The 22632-nt window shown below is 64.6% G+C and carries 17 protein-coding genes; 7 read left to right on the top strand and 10 right to left on the bottom strand.

Annotation, left to right across the window (positions count from 1 at the left end):
• Window positions 1–5: 5 nt before the first annotated feature.
• The 8 genes from ADBZ9O_RS12565 to ADBZ9O_RS12530 all read right to left on the bottom strand — a co-directional run bounded on the left by ADBZ9O_RS12565 (window position 6) and on the right by ADBZ9O_RS12530 (window position 8561).
• Window positions 6–1022: an aminotransferase class IV gene (locus ADBZ9O_RS12565; RefSeq protein ID WP_526531643.1), complete on the bottom strand. Its 1017-nt coding sequence runs from the start codon at window positions 1020–1022 to the stop codon at window positions 6–8.
• Window positions 1023–1054: 32 nt separating this feature from the next.
• Entirely contained in the window at window positions 1055–2575 is a 1521-nt protein-coding gene (locus ADBZ9O_RS12560; protein ID WP_526531641.1) for an amino acid permease, read from the bottom strand.
• Window positions 2576–2714: 139 nt separating this feature from the next.
• Complete coding sequence (locus ADBZ9O_RS12555) at window positions 2715–3128, bottom strand: DUF6636 domain-containing protein (RefSeq protein WP_526531639.1); 414 nt, start codon at window positions 3126–3128, stop codon at window positions 2715–2717.
• Window positions 3129–3155: 27 nt separating this feature from the next.
• The gene (locus ADBZ9O_RS12550) at window positions 3156–4067 is read right to left on the bottom strand and encodes a LysR family transcriptional regulator (RefSeq protein ID WP_526531637.1); all 912 of its coding nucleotides are present in this window, start codon (window positions 4065–4067) and stop codon (window positions 3156–3158) included.
• A gap of 173 nt (window positions 4068–4240) precedes the next feature.
• Window positions 4241–5398: an aromatic ring-hydroxylating oxygenase subunit alpha gene (locus tag ADBZ9O_RS12545; protein ID WP_526531635.1), complete on the bottom strand. Its 1158-nt coding sequence runs from the start codon at window positions 5396–5398 to the stop codon at window positions 4241–4243.
• Window positions 5399–5455: 57 nt separating this feature from the next.
• On the bottom strand, window positions 5456–6364 hold the full coding sequence (locus ADBZ9O_RS12540) for an ABC transporter permease (RefSeq protein ID WP_526531633.1): 909 nt from the start codon (window positions 6362–6364) through the stop codon (window positions 5456–5458).
• Entirely contained in the window at window positions 6361–7269 is a 909-nt protein-coding gene (locus tag ADBZ9O_RS12535; RefSeq protein ID WP_526531631.1) for an ABC transporter permease, read from the bottom strand. Before ADBZ9O_RS12535 ends, ADBZ9O_RS12540 begins: the two co-directional genes overlap by 4 nt.
• A 23-nt stretch (window positions 7270–7292) precedes the next feature.
• The gene (locus ADBZ9O_RS12530) at window positions 7293–8561 is read right to left on the bottom strand and encodes a polyamine ABC transporter substrate-binding protein (protein WP_526531629.1); all 1269 of its coding nucleotides are present in this window, start codon (window positions 8559–8561) and stop codon (window positions 7293–7295) included.
• Window positions 8562–8684: 123 nt separating this feature from the next.
• Between ADBZ9O_RS12530 and ADBZ9O_RS12525 the strand changes: the two genes are divergently transcribed.
• Window positions 8685–10073, top strand: coding sequence for an aspartate aminotransferase family protein (locus tag ADBZ9O_RS12525; RefSeq protein WP_526531627.1), 1389 nt, complete (start codon window positions 8685–8687; stop codon window positions 10071–10073).
• 58 nt (window positions 10074–10131) lie between these two features.
• A complete protein-coding gene (locus tag ADBZ9O_RS12520) occupies window positions 10132–11301 on the top strand; it encodes an ABC transporter ATP-binding protein (protein WP_526531625.1) in 1170 nt (389 codons plus the stop codon).
• A gap of 19 nt (window positions 11302–11320) precedes the next feature.
• Here ADBZ9O_RS12520 and ADBZ9O_RS12515 read toward each other — a convergent pair whose 3' ends face one another.
• On the bottom strand, window positions 11321–12028 hold the full coding sequence (locus ADBZ9O_RS12515) for a TetR/AcrR family transcriptional regulator (protein WP_526531623.1): 708 nt from the start codon (window positions 12026–12028) through the stop codon (window positions 11321–11323).
• Between the two features lie 129 nt (window positions 12029–12157).
• Between ADBZ9O_RS12515 and ADBZ9O_RS12510 the strand changes: the two genes are divergently transcribed.
• A complete protein-coding gene (locus ADBZ9O_RS12510; protein ID WP_526531621.1) occupies window positions 12158–13810 on the top strand; it encodes a phytoene desaturase family protein in 1653 nt (550 codons plus the stop codon).
• A gap of 26 nt (window positions 13811–13836) precedes the next feature.
• Entirely contained in the window at window positions 13837–15867 is a 2031-nt protein-coding gene (locus ADBZ9O_RS12505; protein ID WP_526531619.1) for an acetate--CoA ligase family protein, read from the top strand.
• Between the two features lie 4 nt (window positions 15868–15871).
• Here the strand turns inward: ADBZ9O_RS12505 and ADBZ9O_RS12500 are convergent, their stop codons facing one another.
• On the bottom strand, window positions 15872–16654 hold the full coding sequence (locus tag ADBZ9O_RS12500) for a cutinase family protein (RefSeq protein ID WP_526531617.1): 783 nt from the start codon (window positions 16652–16654) through the stop codon (window positions 15872–15874).
• 284 nt (window positions 16655–16938) lie between these two features.
• On the opposite strand from ADBZ9O_RS12500, the gene ADBZ9O_RS12495 reads away from it, so the two are divergent.
• From ADBZ9O_RS12495 to ADBZ9O_RS12485, 3 genes are read left to right on the top strand one after another with little or no spacing between them, the layout of a single operon-like run.
• Complete coding sequence (locus ADBZ9O_RS12495) at window positions 16939–18423, top strand: DUF3375 family protein (RefSeq protein ID WP_526531615.1); 1485 nt, start codon at window positions 16939–16941, stop codon at window positions 18421–18423.
• Complete coding sequence (locus ADBZ9O_RS12490; RefSeq protein WP_526531613.1) at window positions 18420–19136, top strand: DUF4194 domain-containing protein; 717 nt, start codon at window positions 18420–18422, stop codon at window positions 19134–19136. The genes ADBZ9O_RS12495 and ADBZ9O_RS12490 overlap by 4 nt, the downstream gene beginning before the upstream one ends.
• Window positions 19126–22497, top strand: a complete 3372-nt coding sequence (locus ADBZ9O_RS12485; RefSeq protein WP_526531611.1) for an ATP-binding protein — start codon at window positions 19126–19128, stop codon at window positions 22495–22497. The genes ADBZ9O_RS12490 and ADBZ9O_RS12485 overlap by 11 nt, the downstream gene beginning before the upstream one ends.
• Window positions 22498–22632 lie beyond the last annotated feature (135 nt).

Below are 22632 nucleotides of genomic sequence, written 5' to 3'. Positions count from 1 at the left end.
CAGGGTCAGTACTGGATGGCCTCGATCAGCGGCGACGGCTCATCCATCAACGCCCAGAAGCGATCCCGGATCTTGACGGTCAGCGCACCGGGCTCACCGCTGCCGATCGCCTCGCCGTCGAGCGAGTTGATCGGCGTCACACCGCCTGCTGTGGTGACCGCCATGATCTCGTCGGCGTCGTAGAGCTCGCGGCTGCTGACGTCGCGCAGGGTGGCTTCGATCCCCATCTGGTCGGCGAGTTCGAACACCGTCTTGCGGGTGATACCGGGCAGCGCGTTGCGCGACGGTGAGGCCAGCTTGCCATCCTTGACGATGCAGACGTTGAAACCGGGCCCCTCGGCGACGAAGCCATCGGAGTCCAGCAGGATCGCCGTGCGGGCGCCGCGGTCCTTGGCCTCGAAGCTGGCCGCGGTCAGATCACCCCACTGGTAGTTCTTGATCGTCGGGTCGACGGTGTTGCGGCCCGCCCGGCGCACGTGGCGCGGCACGATCGCCGTCGTGCCGAAAATCTGTTCGGCCGGCGGAAAAGCCCACAGGTAGGGAATGGCGTAGATGTAGACCTGATGGGTGAGTTTGGTGAGATCCTTCTCGCCCTTCTTCTTGCCGTAGCCACGGGTGACGGTCAGGTTGACGAACGACTCCTGGAGTTGCGACATCGATACGCACTTCTTGGTGATCTCGGCCAGCTCGTCCTTGCTCATACCGGCATCCAGGCGCAGCTTGCTCGCACCGTCGAGCAACCGGTCCAGGTGGTCACCGAGGCGGAAGATGTTGCCGTGCCACACATGCGCGACGGTGTAGGTGAGATCCGAGTGCCCGAAGCCGGTATCGAAGATCGAGATCTTGGCTTCTTCGGCAGGCATGTACTCGCCCTCGATCCAGGCCACTCCCCCGGCGAACGGGCTGGTGGTGTCGAGCTCGTAGTCGCTGTACTGGATCACCGATCCCGGCGGGGTGTCCTCGCGGATGGCGCCGGGTTCGACGGCGACGAGATTGCTCGTGAGGCTGGTGGTCAGTGTCATGTCAGTTCAATTCCTTTGACAGCTAGTAATTTTCAGGAGATTTGAGTGTTGGCCGTGTGGGTTCGCGCGTAGTCCGGTCCGGCCTCGCCGGTGGCCAGCCGCTTACGCAGGCCGGTGAAGGCCCAGAGCGTGGCGAGTGCGAGAAGGCCGAGGAACACATAGCCATTGCCGGCGAACTGTGGCAGGAAGATCAGCGCGGCGCACACCAGCGTGAAGCAGATTGCCGCGAGCACGGCCACCGGAATGCGGGCCTTGCCGAGATCGAACGTTCCCGGCTCGGGCGCTGGGATGGTCCCGCGTCGGGTGGCGATCAGTACCGCGATCGTCTGCAGCAGGTACATCGCGCAGACCGCCAGTGAGGAGAGCCCGAGGATGAGGAAGAACGCCTTCTCGCTGACCAGTGCGAAGAGCAACAGAATCGTCGAGAAACCGAAGATCCCGAGCACGGCGTAGGTAGGCGTGCGGTTGGACGGGGACACATGCCGCCAGATGTGGGAGAACGGCAGCATGTTGTCGCGGGCCATCGAGTAGGTCAGCCGGGTGGCTACCAGGATGTTGGCCAGAATGCAGGCCAACACGTTGGTCAATGCCACCGCGACGACGATCCTGCTGATCACCGGGCCGACCTGTTGGGTCATGATTTCTTCGATCGGCGCGGCGGTGGCGGCCTGAACTGCGGCCTGGTCCTTGATCGCCAGCACGTAGACCACGTACATGCCGAACTCGATCACGATTGAGGCGGTCAACGCGTAGAACATCGTGCGGGGAATGACGCGGCGGGCGTTGACGGTCTCCTCGGCGATGTCCGCGCTGGCCTCCACTCCGATGAGCCCGAAGAAGGGACCGAGCGACGCGGCCAGCCAGGCCAACACGTACGGGGTACTGCCATCCGACGTGCCGCCGGTGAAGAGTACTGAGACGGATTGATGGTTGTCCGGCGAGGAGAACGCGACCACGGCGACGAGAATCGTTGCACCGACAGTGATGACGAATTCGAGGCTGACGCCGATGTTGTTGACCATCGTGGCGAACCGCACGCCGTAGAGGTTGATGAGCATGCAGACCGCCATCACGCCGATGGCCACCAGGATCTGTGCGGTCTGGCCCATGTTCCAACCGAACAGGCTGCCGAGGTAACCGGACAGAATGTAGCCGACGCCGGTCATGCCGCAGATCCATCCGGCCAGCGCCAGCACGCCGGTGAACAGCGCCATCGTCGAGCCGACGAGGCGACTGGTCCATTGGTACGAGTAGCCGGCCAAGGGGATCTTGGCGGTCAGGTCTGCGGCGATCAGCGTCCAGATGATGAAGACCGCCGCGGCGAGCAGCAGCGTCCAGACGAACGGCCCACCCGCGGTGAAGTAGCCGGCACCGAATCCGGTGAAGACCGCTGTGGTGGCACTGATGGTTGCAAAGCCGATCGCGAACGAGGCCAGCCGACCGACCGAGCGGTCGAGCTTCTGGGTGTAGCCGAACTCGGCGAGCTTGCTGTCTTCGTCATCGGTCGGCGATGAGGATGCTGGTGATGTCGCTGGTGGTGCGATTTCGGTCATCGGTGCTCCAGATCAGAATGAGGCCGTCGTGAAGAGATCGTGGCCAAGTGAAGCGAGATAACCCCATGTGGGGGCCACAGCGGAAGTTGCAAATTCTGATCTACTGATAACCCTGGGTTATCAGTGGGCACCGATAACTTCAGTTGACCCTGGTGATTCCTGCCGCCGAGATAGAGAAGCCGTGCCCGGTGGGCAGGGTGCAGGTCACTCCGGTGGCCGCCGACAGACACGTGAACGGACCGCCTGCCGCGTTCTGACCATAGGCAAGGGTAGGCGCGTCGCCGGGGTCGCCGTGTTCACATTTCGAGTTGAAATCGGGGCGGTCGATGTCCATACAGCTCTTGATGACTCCGCCGTCATCCATCGTCACGGTCTGTGGGGGCGAGTCGGTCTGGCAATACACCTGATTCGGGATGCCATCACGTTGCCAGTCGATTTCGCAGCTGAGCCCTGCGAGCGGCGATACGAAAAAGACGCCGTCCTGTTCCGCGGCCGCCTGCGGGGCCGATACCAGTGCTGCGGCGATACCCACTACTGCGAGTGCAACCTTCATGTGCTCAACCTTTCGAGTGTCCCGTGTCTAGAAATAGGTGGCGGGCTGTTCCATCGACTGCCCCTCGTCGAAACTCCACTCGTCGTGGACCTGGCGGATCAGCAGTGCGGCATCCTCACTCAACCGATCCGGATGCCAGGCCAAGGCCGTGTAATTGCGACGGCGACCGACGATGGGCACGTACGCGATACCCGGCCGGTTATAGAGCCGGGCGCTGGCCTCACTGGTGAAGCTGATGCCGAGACCGCGGGCGATCGTCGTCGTCTCCTCCTCGTAGGTGGCGGCGATGGCGGCGATGGTCGGCGGAGTACCGTCGCGCGCGTCCATGGCCATCCAGTAGTCGCGCCACCGGCCTGCACTGCCAGGCGCGACCACGATCGGGTCGTCCAGCAATTCGGTGATCTGCACTTCAGACCGCCGCGCCAGCGGATGGTCCCTCGGCAGGCAGGCCACCCAGTCTTCGGCATCCAGGATCAGCATCCGATGGTCAGGTAGGTCTACCGGTGGCCGGATGATGGCCACTTCCGTACTGCCATCGGCCAACCCGGCAGTGGGGTCGTTGAAGTCGAATTCCTTTGAATCCACCCGTATTTCAGGATAGGCAGCCTCGAAGTGCCGAACCAGGCGGAACAAGATGTCGGCCCCGGTGCCGATCAGGTAGCCCAACCTGATCCGGCGGTTACCCCGCGACAGCACAACCAAATTCTCGACGGCCGAATCCACCCCGCGTAGCGCCGCCCGGACCTGCGGTAGCCACGCGGTGCCACATTCCGTCATGGACACCTCGCGGGTGCTCCGGGTGAACAACGCCACGCCGAACTGATGCTCGAGCGCTTTGATCGCCGTCGACAGGGCGGGCTGGGTGATGAAAAGTCGCTCTGCGGCCCGCCGGTAGTTCAGCTCTTCACCGAGCACGACGAAGTACCTCAGCTGGCGCAATGTGACATCAGGGTGCAAGGCGGACGTGACACTCCCCCTCGGGCCGGGGCGGGCCACGCTCGTCTCGGGCCCGCCTGACTCCCTAGGGTGTCACGCGAGGTCGATATCAGTTGCCTTGTTCGCCGCCCAAAGCTCGTCCAGGTGTCGCCGAAGACGACTGAACAGGACCCGAGCTAGCCGCCGGTGGACCCTTGGTAGGCCTTGGCCACCCGGGTGACGAATTGGTAGACGCCGTCTTCATCGGGCGCCAACGGCCCGGGTCGGGCATGCGGTGAGCTCAGCCCCCGTTGGACCGATTCGCAGGCTGTCCAGTCCTGCCGGTTGGTCAGGTCCCAGAAGTCCACGGCATAGGACGGGTCGAAGCCTGGCTTCTCGGCCACCTCTTTGGGGAAGGCCCATGCGCATTCGACGTGGGTCCGGTCTACCGCCAGCGGCGTCATCAGGTGGGTCATGATGTAGTCGGGGTGCAGGCTGACCAACAGATTCGGGAATCCCACCAGGTACATCACGCTCCGCAATTCATGCTCGGAGAGACCCTTGATGGCCACGCCGCCGCTCTTGCCGTCCAGCGACATCGTCTCGGCGCCATCGATCATCGACATCCAGCCGCCCATCCAGGAGCCAGGCAGGTCGAGGTTTTCTCCGCTGTCCGGTGGGCTGATCCGGGACAGCTCCGGATGGATCGACGAGCAGTGGTAGCACTCCTGGTAATTCTCGGCGATGACTTTCCAGTTGGTCGCCAGCTCGTAGGAATGGCGCGCCACGACCGTCAGCTCTTCGGGCCGATAGGGCGCGACGACATCTTCCAGACCGGCGACGTGTGCGTCGAAGTCCACATCCTGACCGCTGGGGTCGACAAAAAGCCAACCGTGCCAATTCACCAGGCGCAGCTCAGCCAGCCCGAAACCGCTGGCGTCGAAACCGTCGGAGTCCTTGAAACCCGGTGCGTTGCGGACACTTCCGTCCAGGCGGTAGGACCACGCGTGGTACGGGCAGACAATGGTCCGACGCTTGGTTTCGGCTCCACAGGTGAGCAATTCGTGACCGCGGTGCCGGCATGTGTTGGCGAAGGCGCGGACCTGACCGTCCTCACCACGAACCAGCAACACGCCGTTGGCGCCCGATCCGATTGCCTTCTGGCTGCCGATCGCGGCGATATCGTCGGCGTGCCCGACGCATCTCCACCCGGAGAAGATCCCGCTCTGCTCCCACTCGAAAACGGCTGGGTCCACGTAGGCCTCGCGGGGCAGCATGCGGGACTGCCCGAACGGCGCCAGCGAAGCGGCGAGATCATCGGCAGGAACGGGGGCCGGACCAAGCTGTTTGAACATACAGTCAGGATACTGGCTCCGGCGTCGCTGGTCCATAGATGTGACAGCGCGAGCGGTTTAGAGTTCGCCGGCGAATGTGCCGATACCGCGGTCACCGGCGGTGTCATCGTTACGGGTCAGGCGCCGGAAGATCAGGAAGCCGATGACCACCGCCGCCAATGAGGCCACCAACAGCAGCGTGGCCAATGCGTTCAGCGCCGGCGTCGGGGCGGCGCGCGCGGTGTTGTAGATCTTCACCGAGACGGGCTCGGTGGACGCCCCCATGGACAGATAGCGCACCAAGACGAAATCGTCGATGACGTCAGCGAATACCAAGACCGTGCTGGCGAAGATGGCGGGCATCAGCATCGGCAGCGTGACCCGACGCAACGCGCCAAACGCCGAAGCACCGAGATCTGTTGCGGCTTCCTCGTATTGCTTACCGATGGTGGCGAGCCGGGCCCGCACCAGCACAGCGGGATAGGCCACCTGATAGGTCACCAGTCCGATCACCTGCGCCGACGTCCCGAGCCCGATGGGCAGCGCCAGCGTCGTCACGACGAACAACAGCGCGACCGCGAGAAGGACTTCGGGGATGACGAATGAGATCAGCATCAAGACATTCGCCCCGGACGGCAGCCTGCCGCGCCAGCGGTCGATACCGATCGCGAACAAGACACCGAGCGGAATGGTGATCAGCGTGGTGATGACACCGAGTTTCAGCGTCTGCAGCAAGGCGGTATGCAGGGCAGCGTCGTGCCATACCGACCGCGTCTGGTCACCCCAGTACCACCGAAAAGAAAAACCCTGCCAATTGGTTCGGGAGCGACCGTCGTTGAACGAGAACATCACCGCGATCAGCACCGGCAGCAGCGACCACGCCAAATAGAGCACGGTGACGCCGGCCAGAACCCTGGGGCGGCGCCACGGATCGCGGTACCAGGCGACCGGACCTCGCAGTGCCCCCAATGCACTCGCAGTGCTCATGTGCGAACCTCGTCACCGCGCAACGTCGTTCGGACGTAGTAGATCATCGGCAGGACCGTGGCGATCAGCACCAGCATGACGAAGGCGCCGGCCTGACCGGTCTGGCCTGGCGCCTGCACACTGTCGTTGATCAGGTTGCCGACCATGGCCGTCTTCGGCGATGCGGACAACAGGTCGTTGGTGAAGTAGTCACCGAGCATGGGCAGACACGTCAGCAGGACCGCCGCCAGGATCGTCGGCCGGCACAGCGGCAGCGTCACCCGCAGAAACGACGAGACGCGGCTGGCCCCGAGATCGCGTGACGCCTCAAGCATCGATTGCGAAAGCCGGTCCAGGCCCGCGTAGAGCGGCAGGATCATGTACGGCACATAGCCGTATGCCAGGCCGAGGATCACCACCGCAGGCTGACCGGTGAGCCAGTCCACCTGGACGTGGAACAGCCCTCCGAAGTTCAGTACCCGGTTCACCAGGCCGTCGTTCTGAAGAAGGTTGACCCAGGCCAACATCCGCATCATGTAGCTGATCCAGAATGGTGCGATCAGCAGGGCGATCAGCACGCCCTTGCGCCGGCCCGCCAGGCGCGATACGTAGTAGGCGACCGGGAATGCGATGGCCAGACACAGGATACTGGCCGCGCCGACATAGACCACGGTGCGCATCAGCGCCGGAAAGTACACCCCCCCGGGACCGATCCGGGTGAGCACGTACATGAACTGATCGGGGTTCCACTCCAACGGATTCCACACCGGGACTGCGGTGCGAAAGAGTGGATCTATCTGCCCGAAGACAATGGCGAGGACGACATAGAGCGGGGCCAGGAAGAAGAGCAGCAACCAGCCGACACCCGGCGCGGCCAGCGCCATCCACAGCCGGTTATTGCGTTCGCTCGGGCGCCGTTGCAGCACTTTCTATCTCTTTGGTAGGTGAATCAGGATCCGCCGGCGTTAAACGCGTTCCAGACATTGTGCCAGGCAGCATCATTGGCCGCATCGAGTTCCAGCAATCGATAGCCGGCGTCAAAGTACTCCGGCTTGACGATTGCTTCTCGCAGGTTTTCTGGGATGAACTCCTCTGCCACGAGCGCATCGGCGGTGATGGTGTTCTGTGGCGGCTGGTAGCCGATCGCCGAGAAGTTCTCCTTGGCCACGTCGGGGTCGAGCATGTGGTTGAGGAACAGATGCGCCAGGACCGGGTTCTTGCCACCCTTGAGCGTGACCAGCATGTCGTTGTCGACCAGGCCCTTACCGTCCTGCGGGAACCAGTACCGCAGGATCTCGGTGCCCACGCCCTCGGGCAGGTAGGACTGGGCATTGATGGCGTCACCCGACCACATCTGACACAACCCCATCTGCCCGGCGGGCAGATCGCTGTACATCGTGATGGTCACCTTCGGCGAGGTCGCCGCCACCAGGGCGGTCAGCTGTTCGCCCACCATCTTGAGATCGTCGGCCGATGAGGTGTTGACGTCGGTCTTGCCTTCTTTGAGCAAGACCATCGCCATCGCGGTGTGCCAGTCGTCGAGAATGGCCGTCTTGTCCTTGTACTGCGGATCCCACAGGGATTCGTAGGGGTTCGCCAGCTTACCGATATCGGCGGGCACTTGGTCTGTGCGCCAACCAATTCCGGTGGTGTAGATGGTGTAGGGCACGGTGAACTGCCAGCCCTGGTCGTACCAGGGGTTGGTGAAGGTCGGCCAGACATTGGAGATGTTGGGGATGTAGCTGTGGTTCAGCGGGCGGACCAGCGCACCGGTCACCAGTCTGCCGATCTCGGTGTAGTTCGCGTTGTAGATGTCGAAGTCGACACCGCTGCGCAGCTTGGTGATCGCCTCGTCACCGTCATTGAAGGTCGACACCTCGACCTTGCAGTTGTATTTGTCCTCGAAACCCTTGATGGCCTGCGGGCTGAGGTAATCGGCGTAGTTGTAGATCTTGAGCGTCGCGCCCTGCTCTGGGGCAAGGCCGTCGGCAATCGCCTTGTTGTCGTCGGCGATCTTCCACTTGACCGGATTGTTCGGCGCCGCAAGGGTCAGACTGGGACCCGACGATGCGGGACCACCCTTGGAGCATGCGTCGAGAAACGCGGCCAGCGCAGGGGCACTGGCCGCCACAAGCGCGGCGCGCGTAATGAACTGTCGTCGCGTTGGGCCGCGCCGGGGCATCCCATGCGGCAGTTCACTTCCGGTGGGTACGGACATCCGGGCCTCCCAGATTCGCAGCCTTGTCGCTGCATGGACTCTCGCATAGACTGAACGCTCAGTCAATATTTCAGCACCCGTTTCGGGTGTTTGAAAATTGATCTCTGAGTGGAGGTAAACCCCGTGTCTTCGTCGGTGGTCGAAAGTCCGGCAGATGTTGTCCAAGAGGATTCGATTGGTCAACTGATCGCCGATGAGGAGCAGGTGTTCCTTCGGCGCCAGCCGCGCAGTACCGAACTCATCGCGCAGGCTCGTGAACACCTCGCCGGCGGCGCCACCTCGAACTGGCAGATCGCCCAGCCGCAGGCGGTCTGGATGAGCCACGGCGCGGGCTCGAAGGTCTATGACGTCGACGGTACCGAGTACGTCGATATGCATGGCGGCTACGGTGCGTCCATCGCCGGGCACGCGCATCCGGCGATCGTCGCCGCTGTTAGCGAACAGGTAAGGCGTGGAACACATTTCGCCCAGCCGACCGAGGACGCGATCTGGATCGCCGGGGAACTCTCCCGCCGCTTCGGCCTGCCGTTGTGGCGCTTCGCCAACTCCGGTACCGAGGCCACCATGGACGCTGTGCACCTGGCCAGAGCGCTGACCGGTCGCGACCTGATCATCAAGGTCGAGGGCTGCTACCACGGCCACCACGACTCGGTGCAGGTTTCGGTGTTGCCCGAGGCCGACGAGATCGGACCCCGCGATCACCCCATCGGCGTTGCGGGTAACAGCGGTATCCCGGCAGCGATCCGCGATCTGGTGGTCGTGGTCCCGTTCAACGATCCCGCGGCAGTGGCCCGCGCGTTGGCCGAACACGAGGGTCAGATCGCCGCGATGATTCTGGAACCGGTGATGATGAACGCCGGCATCATCCCGCCCGACGACGGCTATCTGGCCGCCATCCGCGATCTCGTGCACGCGGCGGGTGCGCTGCTGATCTTCGACGAAGTCAAGACCGGATTCACCACCGGCCCGGGTGGGGTTACCGCGCTCTCAGGCGTGGTGCCCGATATGGTCTGCCTCGCCAAGGCGCTCGGTGGCGGGATCTCGGTCGCAGCGATCGGCGGCACCGAGGACGTGATGTCGCAGATCGCCGATGGGCGCTACGAGCAGGTGGGCACCTTCAATGGCAACCCGTTGGCGATGGCCGCGACCAGGGCCACGCTCACCGATGTGCTGACTCCGCAGGCCTATGAGCATCTCGAGATGCTGGCGAAGCATCTGCGCGCCAGACTGGAAACCGTGATCGCCGATAACGGTCTGGACTGGCACGTGGTCACCGTCGGCGCGAAGGGCTGCGTGACATTCCGCCGGGACCCGGTCCGTGAATTCCGCGATTTCCTGGGTGTCGATGATCGGTTGGGCCATCTTCACTGGCTGATGCAGCACAACGGCGGCGTTTTTCTGCCGCCATGGGGGAAGGTGGAGCAATGGCTGCTTTCGGTCCAGCACGACACCGCCGATGTCGACCGGTTCGCGACCAATTTCGCGCGGCTCGCCTCGGCGGTGACGCCCTGATCCCGTCCGGACCGGCCTCAGTGCCGGCCTTAGGACCGGCCTGGGAAGGTGCCGTCCGGTGACCGGCGGCGCGATCCGGCTGCACCAGCTGGTCAAAGCTTTCGACGGCGTTCCCGCGGTGACCGGTATCGACCTCGATATCCCGGCCGGACAGTTCTATTCACTGCTGGGCGCCTCGGGCTGCGGGAAGACGACGACGCTGCGGATGATCGCGGGATTCGAAAAACCGGACTCCGGCCGCATCGAGCTGGACGGCCGAGATGTTGCAGGCGACCCTCCGCATAAGCGACCGGTCAACACCGTCTTCCAGACGTACGCATTGTTCCCGTTCATGAGCGTCGCCGATAACGTCGCGTTCGGACTTCGCTACCTCAAGACGTCGAAGGACGAGACGAAACGTCGCGTCGGGGAAGCCCTCGAGCTGGTTCGGATGGGTGATTTCGCCAAACGCCGCCCTGCTCAGCTCTCCGGTGGTCAGCAGCAGCGCGTGGCACTGGCCAGGGCGCTGGTGCTGCGGCCGCGGGTCTTGCTGCTCGACGAGCCTCTCGGGGCTTTGGACGCCAAACTGCGCAAGCAGCTGCAGCTGGAATTGCGTGCCGTCCAGCGCGAAGTCGAGATCACCTTCGTCTACGTGACGCACGACCAGGAAGAGGCGCTCACCATGAGTGACCAGATCGCCGTGATGGCCGGTGGTCGCGTCGAGCAGATCGGTCCGCCGGAGGAGATCTACTCCGCGCCGGCGACCACATACGTGGCCGGGTTCCTCGGCGCTGCCAACATCTTTGACGCCGAGGTGATCGAATCCAGCGGCGGGGTTGCGATGTGTTCGGCGATGTCGACGCGCGTGCACGCCGCCGGCTCAGATGTTCTGGGGCACTACCCCCTCGGCCCGGCAGCGATTGTGATCCGGCCGGAACGGATCACGCTGCAGAATCCCGATGACGCTGTCGACCCTGGTGGCAATGTGATCGCCGGGACGGTCGCCGAGGTGGTCTACCTGGGCTCCGCCACCCAGGTCCACGTCGATGTCGGCGAGCCGACAAAGTTGGTGGTGGAGGTGCCCAACCACGCCGGGCCTCGATCGGTGATGCACCAGCTCGGCGCACGGGTGCACTGCGTGTGCACCACCGATGCGGTGCGGGTCCTCAAGCGCAGCGAGACACCTGTCATCGACGACCCGGTGGCGGAAACTCCTGTCGAACCACAGACCGCACTGACCCGGTCATAAGCTCAACGAGCCTGAAATGTCAACGCCTGCCGCGCGATAACACCTTTCCAGGCGTGAGCTTGTCGGGCTTGGCGGCTCTGGTGCTCTTGCGCGCCGGTCTCGCCGCGGGAGCCAGGTCGAGCTCACGCTCGGCGAAGCGCATCGCGATCTGATAAGCCACTTCGGAATCGACCTCGGGATCCTCCAGCGCCACCTGAATGGACAGCCCGTCGAGCAATGCGGAGAATTCCAGGGCGAACATGGTGGCGTCGACCTCTGAGCCGATCTCAGTCGAGTCGGCCACCCGCAGCGCGTCGACGATCATGCGCCGCCAGCGGGCATCGAGCTCAATCCGGCCCGCCTTGACCTCGTCATGACGAAATGCCTGGGCCCACAAGTCGAACCACAACCCCCAGGCGCCAGGGATTTCGTCTGCGCCATGCCCTTCGGGCACACAGGTCCAGCGGATGAGCAGAGACAGCCGCTCCCGCAGTGAGGTCACCTCGGCCAGCATTTTTTCGCCGGCCTCGTAGAACGATTCCTCCGAGTAACGCAGCGCGTCGACGAGCAGCCGGTCGCGGGTGCCGAAGTAGTAGATGACGAGCGCGGAACTGACGCTGGCCCGTTTGGCCACATCGGCGATGCGTGTCTCGGAAAAGCCGCGCTCGCAGATGAGCTCCGCGGCAGCGCGCAGCATTTGGATGCGCCTGCCCTCGTTGTTCTCTGTCGCGGGTGCAGGTTCGGCCATGGTTCCCTCAGTCTCCCCTTCGCGTGGCAACGCTGCCTCTTGTCCGAAGCCTAACACTTGGTTAGATTGAACAGTCAGTCAGGAAGTGCCTGTCGATGCCCCGACGGGGGACGGAAAGTCGAGACTCGGATGTCGATGAATCAGAACGCCTATGACGCCATCGTCATCGGCGGTGGCCATAACGGGCTCGTGTCAGCGGCGTATCTGGCGCGTTCGGGCGCCAGGACGCTGGTGCTGGAATCCCGTGCCACCCTCGGCGGCGCGGCCACCACCGAGTCCCCCTGGGAGGACGCCCCGCATCTGCGGGTCACCCGGCTTTCGTACGTGATGAGCCTGATGCCGCCGACCATCGTCAACGAGCTCAATCTGGAACGCCACGGCTACAAAGTGCACCCCATGGGCCCCTATTACCAGGCCTTTCCCGAAGGCGGATCGCTGACGATCTTCGAGGACGACCCGGCCCGCACGCACGAACAACTGGCCAAATTCTCGAAGAAGGACGCCGACGCGTTTCCCAAATGGAACGAGTGGCTCGAGGGTATCGCCGAGGTGATGGGCCCCCTGCTGACCCAGGTGCCACCCAACATCGGGTCCCACAAACCGGGCGATCTGATCGATCTGGCGAAGCTGGCCTGGAGCCAGAAGGGCATCACCACCCGGATGACCGCAGACGTCACCCGCCTACTCACGATGAGCATCGCCGACCTACTCGACGATTGGTTCGAATCACCGCAGATTAAAGGCGCGCTGGCGGTCAACGGCGTGATCGGAACGTGGGCTGGGCCCTACGAGCCGGGAACCGCCTACGTGATGGCACACCACTCGATCGGCGACGTCGGGGACGGCCAGCTCGGCAGCTGGGGCTACCCCGAAGGCGGTATGGGCGGGGTATCTGAGGCGATCGCCCGCTCCGCCCGCAGCTTCGGCGCCGAAATCCGCACCAAGGCAGGTGTTTCACGGGTTCTGGTGCGCGGCGGACAGGTCAAGGGTGTGGTGCTCGACAACGGTGATGAGATCACCGCGCCGCTGGTGGTCACCACGCTGCATCCGCGGATCGCATTCCTCGACCAGATCCCCCGTAACGAACTCCCGGACGATTTCGTCAACGATATCGAGCACTGGAAGACCCGCAGCGGCGTGGTGAAGATCAATCTGGCCCTTGGCGAGCTGCCGAACTTCACCGCGGACCCGAGTTCGGGACAGGCCGAGCATCACACTGGATCGGTCGAGATGGCGCCCACCATGGACTACATCGAAGCCGCATTCCAGGATGCCCGCACCGGTAAGGCCGCGTTGGCACCCTTCAGCGACGGGGTCATCCCCACCACGCTGGACAAAACACTCAATCCCGATGGCACACACATCATGTCGCTGTTCACGCAATGGTGCCCCGCCGAATGGGCCGCCGCACCACACACCGAGGAACTCGACGCCTACGCCGACCGGCTCATCGACCTCTACGACCAGGTGGCACCGGGCTTCAAATCGTCGATCCTGCACCGCGATATCGTCGGCCCGCACGAGATGGAAGTGGAGTACGGCCTCATCGGCGGCAACATCTTCCACGGCGAGCTGTCTCTTGAGCAGCTGTTCCACATGCGGCCCGCGCCCGGGTTCGCCGACTACCGCACCCCCGTTGCCGGGCTCTACAACGGCAGCTCGGCCACCCACGCCGGCGGCGGTGTCTGCGGTATACCCGGCTGGCAGGCCGCCAAGGCCGCACTGGCCGATAAGAAGCGCAGTAACAGCAGGATTCGCGCGGTGCTGAGCAGGCGCTCCTGAGCGCGCTGCCGAACGATCCGGCCGAGGTGACCGACCGCGCCGCGGCTGTCGCCGCGATGCTCGGTGCCCGCACGGTGGCGGTTGTCGGTGCGAGCGCCCGTCCCGACAGCTTCGGCGCCCGGATGGTGTTCGAGGCACAGCGCGGCTCGGCTCAGGTGCATCTGGTGAACCCGCGCTATGAGCGCATCGGCTCACGGGTGTGCCTGCCGTCATTGGCGGCGCTGGACGATTCACCCGATCTGGTCCTGCTCGGGGTGCCCGATGCCGCACTTGCCGAACAGCTTTCCGCTGCGGCGGAGATTGGAGCACGCTCGGCGGTGCTGTTCGGCTCGGCACACAGTGACGGTCTGCGCGACACGGTGCGGACGATCGCCGATCAGGCCGGGATGGCCGTCTGCGGTGCGGGTTGCATGGGATTCGTCAACAATGCTCTCGGTGTACGCGCACTGGGTTATCTGGAGCCCGATCCCGTTGCAGCGGGAAATGTTTCGCTCGTCACGCACTCCGGCTCGGCCTTCTCCACCCTGCTGCGCAGCCACCGCGGATTCGGCTTCCGGCTCGCCGTATCGTCGGGTCAGGAGCTGGTGACCGATACCGCCGATTACGTCTCGTACGCACTCGACGATCCCGGCACCCGGCTCATCGCCCTGCTCCTGGAGACCCCACGCGCAGCTCCGCGGCTACAGGCGGCGTTGCGCCGGGCCGCCGAACAGGACGTACCGGTAGTGATACTGACCGTCGGCGGTTCTCCGCAGGGCCGCGCGATGGTGGCCGCACATTCCGGTGCCTTGGCCGGCGACGCCGCGGGCTGGGCGGCGTTCTGCGCAGCCACCGGCGCGGTGAGGGTCACCGATCTGGCCGAATTCACCGACACTGTTGAGCTTTTCGCTGCCAGCCGGCGCGCCAAGGTCAAGGGTGGTGTCGCCACCGTGCACGACTCCGGGGCCGAGCGGGCGCTGTGTGCTGATTTGGCCCATGACCTCGGGGTGCCGTTTGCCGACCTGAATGCTTCGACGTTGGCGTCGATCAGCGACGTGCTCGACGATGGTCTGGTCGCCACCAACCCGCTCGATGTCTGGGGCACCGGGGCCGATACCAGGGCGCTGTTTGGTGCGTGCCTTCGGGTGATCAGTGACGATGACGCCGTCGCGGTAACCGCGCTGGCCGTCGATCTGGTGACCGAATATGACGGTGACACGGCCTATCCCGATGCCGTGCTCGATATCGCTGCGCACACCGATGCGCCACTGGCCGTGATGGCCTCGGTACCGTCGGCGATCGATCCCGTCGTGGCGCAGCACTTACGGGACAACGGTATTCCCGTTCTGGAGAGCACCCGCAGCGGACTTGCGGCGTTGGGTCACCTGGCGTCCTGGCCGCGTGAACGTCCCGTCGCTGCGGATGTGGTGAACGTCGAGCGCCAGCAGCGCTGGACAGACCGGTTGGCGTCCGGGGCCGTACGCGCTTTCGATCTGCTGGCCGACTACGGCGTGCCTGTGGTCCAGTCCCGGTCTGCGCACTCCCTGAGCGAGACACTGGCCGCGGCCGACGAGATCGGCTACCCCGTTGCCCTGAAAACCCTTGGTGCCGCCCATAAGAGCGATGTCGGCGGAGTGGTCCTCGGGCTCACTGACGGCGCCGCCCTGAGCACCGCGTATGCCGCAATGTCGGATGCGCTCGGCCCGGCGGTCAGCGTCGATACGATGGCCGGTGCCGGCGTCGAGATCTCGGTCGGGTTCGTCCGCGATCCAGCCTTCGGGCCGTTGATCGTGGTGGCCGCGGGCGGGGTGCTCGTCGAGTTGCTCGCCGACCGGGTGGTGGCGTGTCCGCCGCTGGCCCGCCCGCAGGCGAGGAGCCTGCTCGATGGTCTGCGGATTCGGCCGCTTCTCGACGGCTGGCGGGGTTCCCCCGCTGTGGATGTCGACGGCCTTGTCGATGTCATCGTCGGATTCTCGGACATGGCAACCGAACTCAGCGATGTACTCGATGCCGTCGAAGCCAATCCGGTGATCGTGTCACCGTCGGGGATCATCGCGGTGGACGGGTTGGTGCTCTGAGCGATTACGCGGCCGACCCCGGAGCCGCCGATGCTGGAACCGGTGCCAACAAGTTGGCGACGAAGGCGGCGGCCTGATCAGCTGAGCCGTTGCTCTTGTATGCGCTGTGCGCCGCTCGATCCAGTCCGCCGGGGAAGCACACCGGGTCACCGGGATCGCAGAGCTGAACGGTCTTGGCGGCGTAGAGATGTCCGACGGTGATCGGTGGGGCGCTGCTGTCGACCAGATTCAGGAACCAATTGTCCGGGGTGCCGAACAATGCCACCGCCGCCACGTGGGGTGCCACCGACGCCGGCATCGGGCCGGTGATGCCGTCGGGTAAGGCCAAACCGGCCGGAACCGCATCGAAGGTCGTATAGGCGGCCACTGCGGCGCCTTGCGAGTAACCGCCGAGCACGATCTTGGTATCGGGGCAGCTCGCGACAATCTGCTCGATCTTCGCGCTGGCGTCGCCGACGCCCTGCGCGGCCGCACCGAAGTCCAACGATGCGGGGTAATTCACGCCATAGACGTCTACGGGGTTGCCGCCCAGGCGGGCGTTGAGCGCATCGACGAACGCTTGGCCGGTATCACCGATGCCAGGTGCCTCGAAGGTGCCGCGAGCGAACACCACTTCGACGGCGGCACAGGACGGATCCTCGGCAGCCGCGGTACCGGTGGACTGCGGCCCCAGTAGCGCTGCGGCTGACAGCACCGCGGGAGCCAGCCAACGAAGCGCATGCGGTCGGGCCTTCGTGGTCAATGACTTCGCGGTCGACGTGGCCTTGGATGCTTCGCCGATGTCCATGGTGGTTCCTTCCAGAAGGTCTCGAGCGGGTCCCATAGAGAATCCCGTGGATGCCGTGCTGGAACATCGACGCTGGCAACTAACTGTGAGTACCTGCTAGCAGTAAGAGACATCGCTGGTGGGGCGGACGCGACTGCTGAGACTCCTGTGGCAGAGCCGACCCAATACGTGCTCCCGGCCCGCCTGTCACGGGATCTCGATGTCCCCGCGGTGCCCTATCTTGGACCGTCGGTGTACGACACAGCCATGTGCCGCGATGGAGACCGGAGGGACGGTGAGTACCAGTGGACGATGCATCCGCGATATCGGCTGCTGAGCTCCTCGACCTCAATCGCGATATCCAGGGTTCCCCCACGATCCGCCTTCTGGCCACGCTCAACCTGGGCGTTTACGCCACGCTGATGGAACGCCATCTCAGCGGCGGCGTGATCGGCGAGACCGATCTGGTGGTGCGACTGGAACGAGACCTCGACGTGCTCGACCTCCCAGGTTCCGAGCAGTCCGGGCTGGCGCTGATCAAATCGTGGGCGAGCCAGGGCTGGCTGCACCGCGTCGCCGACCAGCGCACCGGCATCGAACGCAACCTCTGTTACCTCACTCAGGAGGCGCGCCGGGCACTGGACTTCCTGCGCGGGATGCGCCGACAGGACACCATCGCCACCGGCGGCTCCATCAACGGCATCGCCTCGCGACTCAAGCAGGTCGCCATCCGCGTCGGCAACGACCCCGACCGGGTCCGGGCCGGTATCGAAGCTGAGATCGCGGCACTGCACGCCGCGCTCGATGCACTCGATCGCGGCACCGAAGACATCTCCCGAGCCGAGCCCGATCTGACCGACTCCTACGATGAGGCCCGCGCCATCGCCTTGCAGATGGAACGGCTGATCACCGATATCGGTCAATACGGCACGATGATCGAGCAGGCCACCGCCGCACTGGACGAACCGATCGACACCAACCTCGAGTACCGCGACCGCCAGCGCCAGATGTACGCCGACTATCAGGCCGCGTGGGACTCGCAGGGTCGCGACTCGCATCGCGCCTTCCTGCGAATGATCAACGACCCCGACCAACGCGCCGAGTTCGAGGCCGACGTCGCGGCCGTCGCCGAGGCTCTGCCTGCACTGGACCCGGCGCTGCGCAAAGTGATGGCCGGGTTCTTCGAACTCGTCGGCCACCAGATCGACGAGGTGGAACGCATTCAGCAGCGCTGCGCCCAGCGCGTCAAACGGTTCACCGCGTTCGGCACGCTCGAACAGAGCCGAGGGGTGGCCCGCCAGCTCAATGAAGCGATCGGCGCCGCACGCGCACTGCTGAAGGCGTCGCTGACCGACTCACGTATCGACCTCGAACTCCCCCTGGCCCGGCACGCCATCAGCTCGGTCGGTGCCCTGAGTTTCCGCATCGGTGACCTGTCCAATCCACAACCTGCGCATGCCGCAGGCAGCGAGGTCGACCTGTCCAGTTTCTCGGCGTTGACCACCCAGGTCGATGCGCCCGCGATGTCCGACCTGATCAACACCGCGATCAGCGCGGGCCCGCTGTCACTGCCTGATGCGGTGTCGCTGCTGGATTCGGCATATCTGGGCCACGTCATCGTGCTGTGGTCGTGGGCGCTGAAACAACCCGCCCCCGCCGGCACCACGGACGCACCCCCAGAGTCGGTCACTGTCCGGTTCCAGTCCCTGGACGGACGTGACCGTGAGATGGAGGTCCCGCACCTGATGTTCACCGAGCCGATCTCCAGCCTGTTAGGAGCCAGCGTGTGAAGCAACCCACTGATCTGGACATCACGGACTTTTCCTCCCTGCCCCAGGTCGACCAAACCGGACGGGCTCCACACCAACGCCGGCCCCGCTTCGACGGAGATGTCAGCGAACTGCCCGACCGCGCCTGCTGGGCGCTGCAGCAGTTGCTCACGCGGCGCTACATCAGCGCGGAATCCGACCGCGACCTGTACACCTGGGTGCTGGAATACCGCGCACAGCTGAGCGTGCGACTTTCTGAGCTGGACCTGCTGCTGCGCATCGTCGACACCACCCTGCCCGGCGAAGGGGTCGCGTTCGTCGAGCAGGCCCGCTACGAATCAGCAAGGGGCGTCAAGCTTTTACGTCGCGAGCCGCTGGGCACCTACGATTCGATTCTCGCGCTGCACCTGGCCCAGATGATGCGTGCCTCCGGCGACCAGGCGATCCTGATCAGCCGCGACGAGGTGCACGGCCTGTTCGCCGGTGTGCTCAACGACACCGACCGCGACGTCGTGACGTTCACCGCGCGCATCGACGCGGCCATCGCCCGACTCACCGGTCTGGAGATCTTGCGCAAGACCCGCGATGACGACGACAGCTACACCGTCAGCCCGGTGATCACCGCGATCATGACGGCCTCGGTGATCACTGAATTGCAGCAGCAGTTCGAGCTACTGCTCAACGGGGGCACCCCGGCTCTGCCTGCCGAAGGGGATGAAGCACTTGACGACTGAGCAATTCCACCTGTCTCGCCTGCAGGTGATCAACTGGGGCGTGTTCGACGGGTATCACTCCATCCCGTTCAGCGAGGGTGGCGCACTCATTGCCGGCGCCTCCGGCAGCGGTAAATCGTCACTGCTGGATGCGATCTCGCTCGGCTTCCTCCCGTTCAACCGCCGCAACTTCAACGCCTCCGGCGACAACTCGGCCGCCGGCTCCAACGCGGGTCGTCGCACCGTCGACAAGTACGTCCGCGGCGCCTGGGGCCAACGCAGCGACGCAGGCGCAAGCAAGGTGATGTACCTGCGGGGCGGGGGCACCGCATGGTCCGCGGTCGCCGTCACCTACACCAGCAACACCGGTCGCACCATCACCGGCCTGGTACTCAAATGGCTTACGGGCGAATCCCGTTCGGACTCGTCGAGCAGGTTCGTCCTGGCCGATGGCGACCGTGATATCGAGGACATCTGCAACCGTTGGGCGGCCGGCCGCTTCGATTCGGGCGTGTTCAAGGACGATTGGCGGTTCTCCACCAAGGTGGAGTCGCAGTATCTCGCGCAGCTCTACGCGACCATCGGTATCCGCGCGTCCGACGCCGCCCAGCAGCTGCTCGGCAAAGCAAAATCACTGAAAAGTGTTGGCGGACTGGAGCAGTTCGTCCGCGAGTTCATGCTCGACGAGCCGAGCAGCCTGACGCGGTTGCCCGACGCGCTGCGGCAGATCGATCCGTTGGTCGACGCCCGCGAACTGCTGGCCGTCGCGCAGCGCAAGCGCAAGATCCTCGGCGATATCGAGATAATCCAGCAGCGTTACGGCTCCGAGTCCTCCGACCTGGGCATCATCGATCTGGTGGATCAACCGATGGTCCGGGCCTATACCGACCACGTCCGGCTGGCGCAGTGCCCGGCCCAGATCGATTCGATGGACGCCACCATCGACCAACTCGGCAACGAGTACGAGGACGTCACCCGCTCACTGAATCTCGCTAAGGCCGAAGGAGATTCGCTCAACGCACAGATCAGCGGGCAGAGTGCGAACCTCGGGCCGTTGCAATCGCAGGTGGCGGGCGCCGAGGCACAAGCCGAGGAGGTGTCGCGCCGCCGCGCCGCCTACGAATCGCTGATCAACGCGCAAAACCTCGACATCCCGACCACCGCCGACCAGTTCTGGAACCTGCGCGAAGAACTGACCACCACCGCCACCGAACTACTGGCCAAGCTCGACCGGAGCCGTGAGGCGTCCACCGACGCCGAGTATGCCCAGAAATCCGCCCGGATCGCCCGCGACGACGCCGCCAAGGAGCTCAAGCGCGTCGAGCACGTCGGCTCGGCGCTACCTGAGTTCGCGATCACCATGCGCGAACATATCTGCGCCGCAGTCGGTGTCGACCCTCGCGAGCTGCCCTATATCGCCGAACTGATGGACCTGCGGCCCGAGCAGAGCCGCTGGCGCGTGGCCGTCGAGAAAGTGCTGCGCGGGGTGGGTCTGCGGCTGTTGGTGCCTGACAGCCACTATGCGGCGGTGCTGCGCTTCGTCAACGAGACGAACATGAATGGCCGGCTTCAGCTGCACCATGTCCGCGCCTCCTTCGTCGGAGCGAACCCGGTGGAAGCCGAGCCGAACACGTTGGCAGGCAAGCTCTTCGTGGTCGATCCGGCGCATACCTGTGCCGCCGAGGCCGCCGACGTCATCTCCGCCGCAGGTGACCACATCTGCGTCGACACTCCCGATGTGTTCGACAGGTTCCGTCGGGCAGTGACCGATACCGGCCTGTACAAAGACTCCGATCGCCTCGCCATCAAGGACGACCGGCGGCCGTTGCGGCAGTCGGACTATCTCTTCCAGGGGGACGTGGCGGCGAAGATCGACGCGCTGACCGTCGACCTCGCCAATGCCGAGGAAACCTATCTGCAGGCCCGACGCGCCGCCGACGATATCGCCACAGAACGTCAGCAGGCCCGGGACCGGGCTGCCGCATGCAAGGCCATCTGCGAGCAGTTTCCACAGTGGAATCAGATCGACACCGACAGCGCCGACGGTCACGCGGACCGGTTGCGCGAACAGTACGAACTCCTACTGGCCGACCATCCCGATATCGAGGCCCTCAACGCGCGCGCCGAACAGTGCTGGGATGAGATCCAGACCCTGATGACCCGCCGGGGTGCCATTGCGACCCGTCGCGATGACCTCGATGGTCGACGGACCCGACTGTTGGAACTCCAGGAACGCCTCGCCCCGACGTTCGTCTCCGAGCCACTGACCGAGCTACTGAACCGTTACGCCAGTGACGTGCCGGTGACCCTGGAACTACTCAACCCGGAACCCCACCGGGAGGCCGTGTTCAACGCGATCCGCCGGGAGCGCGAGCAGCTGCGCGAAAGCCGCAGGCGTTCCTACGACGAACTCGCCCGCATCCTCAACACCTTCGATACGGCGTTCCCCGACGCGATCCCGAACAACAGCGATGTCTTCGATGAGCGCGTGCATGACTACGTGGCGTTGTGTCGACATATCGACGAGCGGGAATTGCCCGAGGCCTACGAGCGGATGATGCGCCTGGTCACCGAGCAGGCGCCCGACGCCATCCTCACCCTGCACCGGGTCGCCGAGCAGGAAACCCGGCGGATCACCGAGCAGATCGCGCGGGTCAACACCGGTCTGGGGTCCGTCGAGTTCAACCGCGGCACCAGGCTGACGCTGCGCGCCACCCCACGCAGCCTGACCGCGGTGGCCGAACTCACCGACATCGTCAAGGCCATCTCCCGGCGGATCGCCGAAGTCGGGCTCGGTGACAAGCAGGCGATCCTGGATCAATACGCGGACATCCTTCGGCTACGCAACCGGATGGCGTCCACCGCTCCCGAAGACAAAGCCTGGACGCGTGATGCGCTCGACGTCCGCAACAGGTTCACCTTCGACTGCGCCGAATGGGATGTCAGCAGCGAAGAGCTGATCCGCACCCACAGCAACGCCGGTGACAACTCCGGTGGCGAGCAGGAGAAGCTGATGGCCTTCTGCCTGGCCGGTGCGCTGAGCTTCAACCTTGCCAGTCCCGAAAGTGTGGATAACAAGCCGGTTTTCGCTCAGCTGATGCTGGACGAGGCGTTCTCCAAGTCCGACCCACAGTTCGCCCAGCAAGCGCTGCAGGCGTTCCGTAAGTTCGGCTTTCAGCTGGTCATCGTCGCCACCGTCCAGAACGCCACCACCATCCAGCCCTATATCGACAGTGTGGTGATGGTGTCGAAGAAGGAAGCCACCGGTCGCGATAAACGACCGGTGGCCACCGTGGCGTCGAAGACCATCTCGGACTTCACCGCGTTGCGGCAGGCGATGACGAAATCCGCCGCCTCGGCGCGGGTGCCGGCGACGGTCTGACCTCTACCACGCCAGATCGCGCGGCACAAGGTCCCGCGGGAGGACTTCACGCTGGGTTTCGTCGGCCTGCGGGCCGATTCGCGGTGCCGCGCGGCACCGAAGACTTGAAGGGTCAGTTGGTCGACCACAACCCTT

Source organism: Mycobacterium sp., from assembly GCF_965229105.1.
Lineage (GTDB): Bacteria > Actinomycetota > Actinomycetes > Mycobacteriales > Mycobacteriaceae > Mycobacterium.
The sequence above is the reverse complement of the archived record's forward strand: the minus strand, read 5'-3'. Positions and strand labels throughout refer to the sequence as shown.

What these genes read in the sequence shown, in the direction of transcription:
- ADBZ9O_RS12530 (WP_526531629.1), bottom strand. Translation starts at nt 8,561, where the DNA reads ATGTCCGTACCCACCGGAAGTGAACTGCCGCATGGGATGCCCCGGCGC.
- ADBZ9O_RS12500 (WP_526531617.1), bottom strand. Translation starts at nt 16,654, where the DNA reads ATGGACATCGGCGAAGCATCCAAGGCCACGTCGACCGCGAAGTCATTG.
- ADBZ9O_RS12560 (WP_526531641.1), bottom strand. Translation starts at nt 2,575, where the DNA reads ATGACCGAAATCGCACCACCAGCGACATCACCAGCATCCTCATCGCCG.
- ADBZ9O_RS12555 (WP_526531639.1), bottom strand. Translation starts at nt 3,128, where the DNA reads ATGAAGGTTGCACTCGCAGTAGTGGGTATCGCCGCAGCACTGGTATCG.
- ADBZ9O_RS12540 (WP_526531633.1), bottom strand. Translation starts at nt 6,364, where the DNA reads ATGAGCACTGCGAGTGCATTGGGGGCACTGCGAGGTCCGGTCGCCTGG.
- ADBZ9O_RS12510 (WP_526531621.1), top strand. Translation starts at nt 12,158, where the DNA reads ATGTCGATGAATCAGAACGCCTATGACGCCATCGTCATCGGCGGTGGC.
- ADBZ9O_RS12565 (WP_526531643.1), bottom strand. Translation starts at nt 1,022, where the DNA reads ATGACACTGACCACCAGCCTCACGAGCAATCTCGTCGCCGTCGAACCC.
- ADBZ9O_RS12515 (WP_526531623.1), bottom strand. Translation starts at nt 12,028, where the DNA reads ATGGCCGAACCTGCACCCGCGACAGAGAACAACGAGGGCAGGCGCATC.
- ADBZ9O_RS12545 (WP_526531635.1), bottom strand. Translation starts at nt 5,398, where the DNA reads ATGTTCAAACAGCTTGGTCCGGCCCCCGTTCCTGCCGATGATCTCGCC.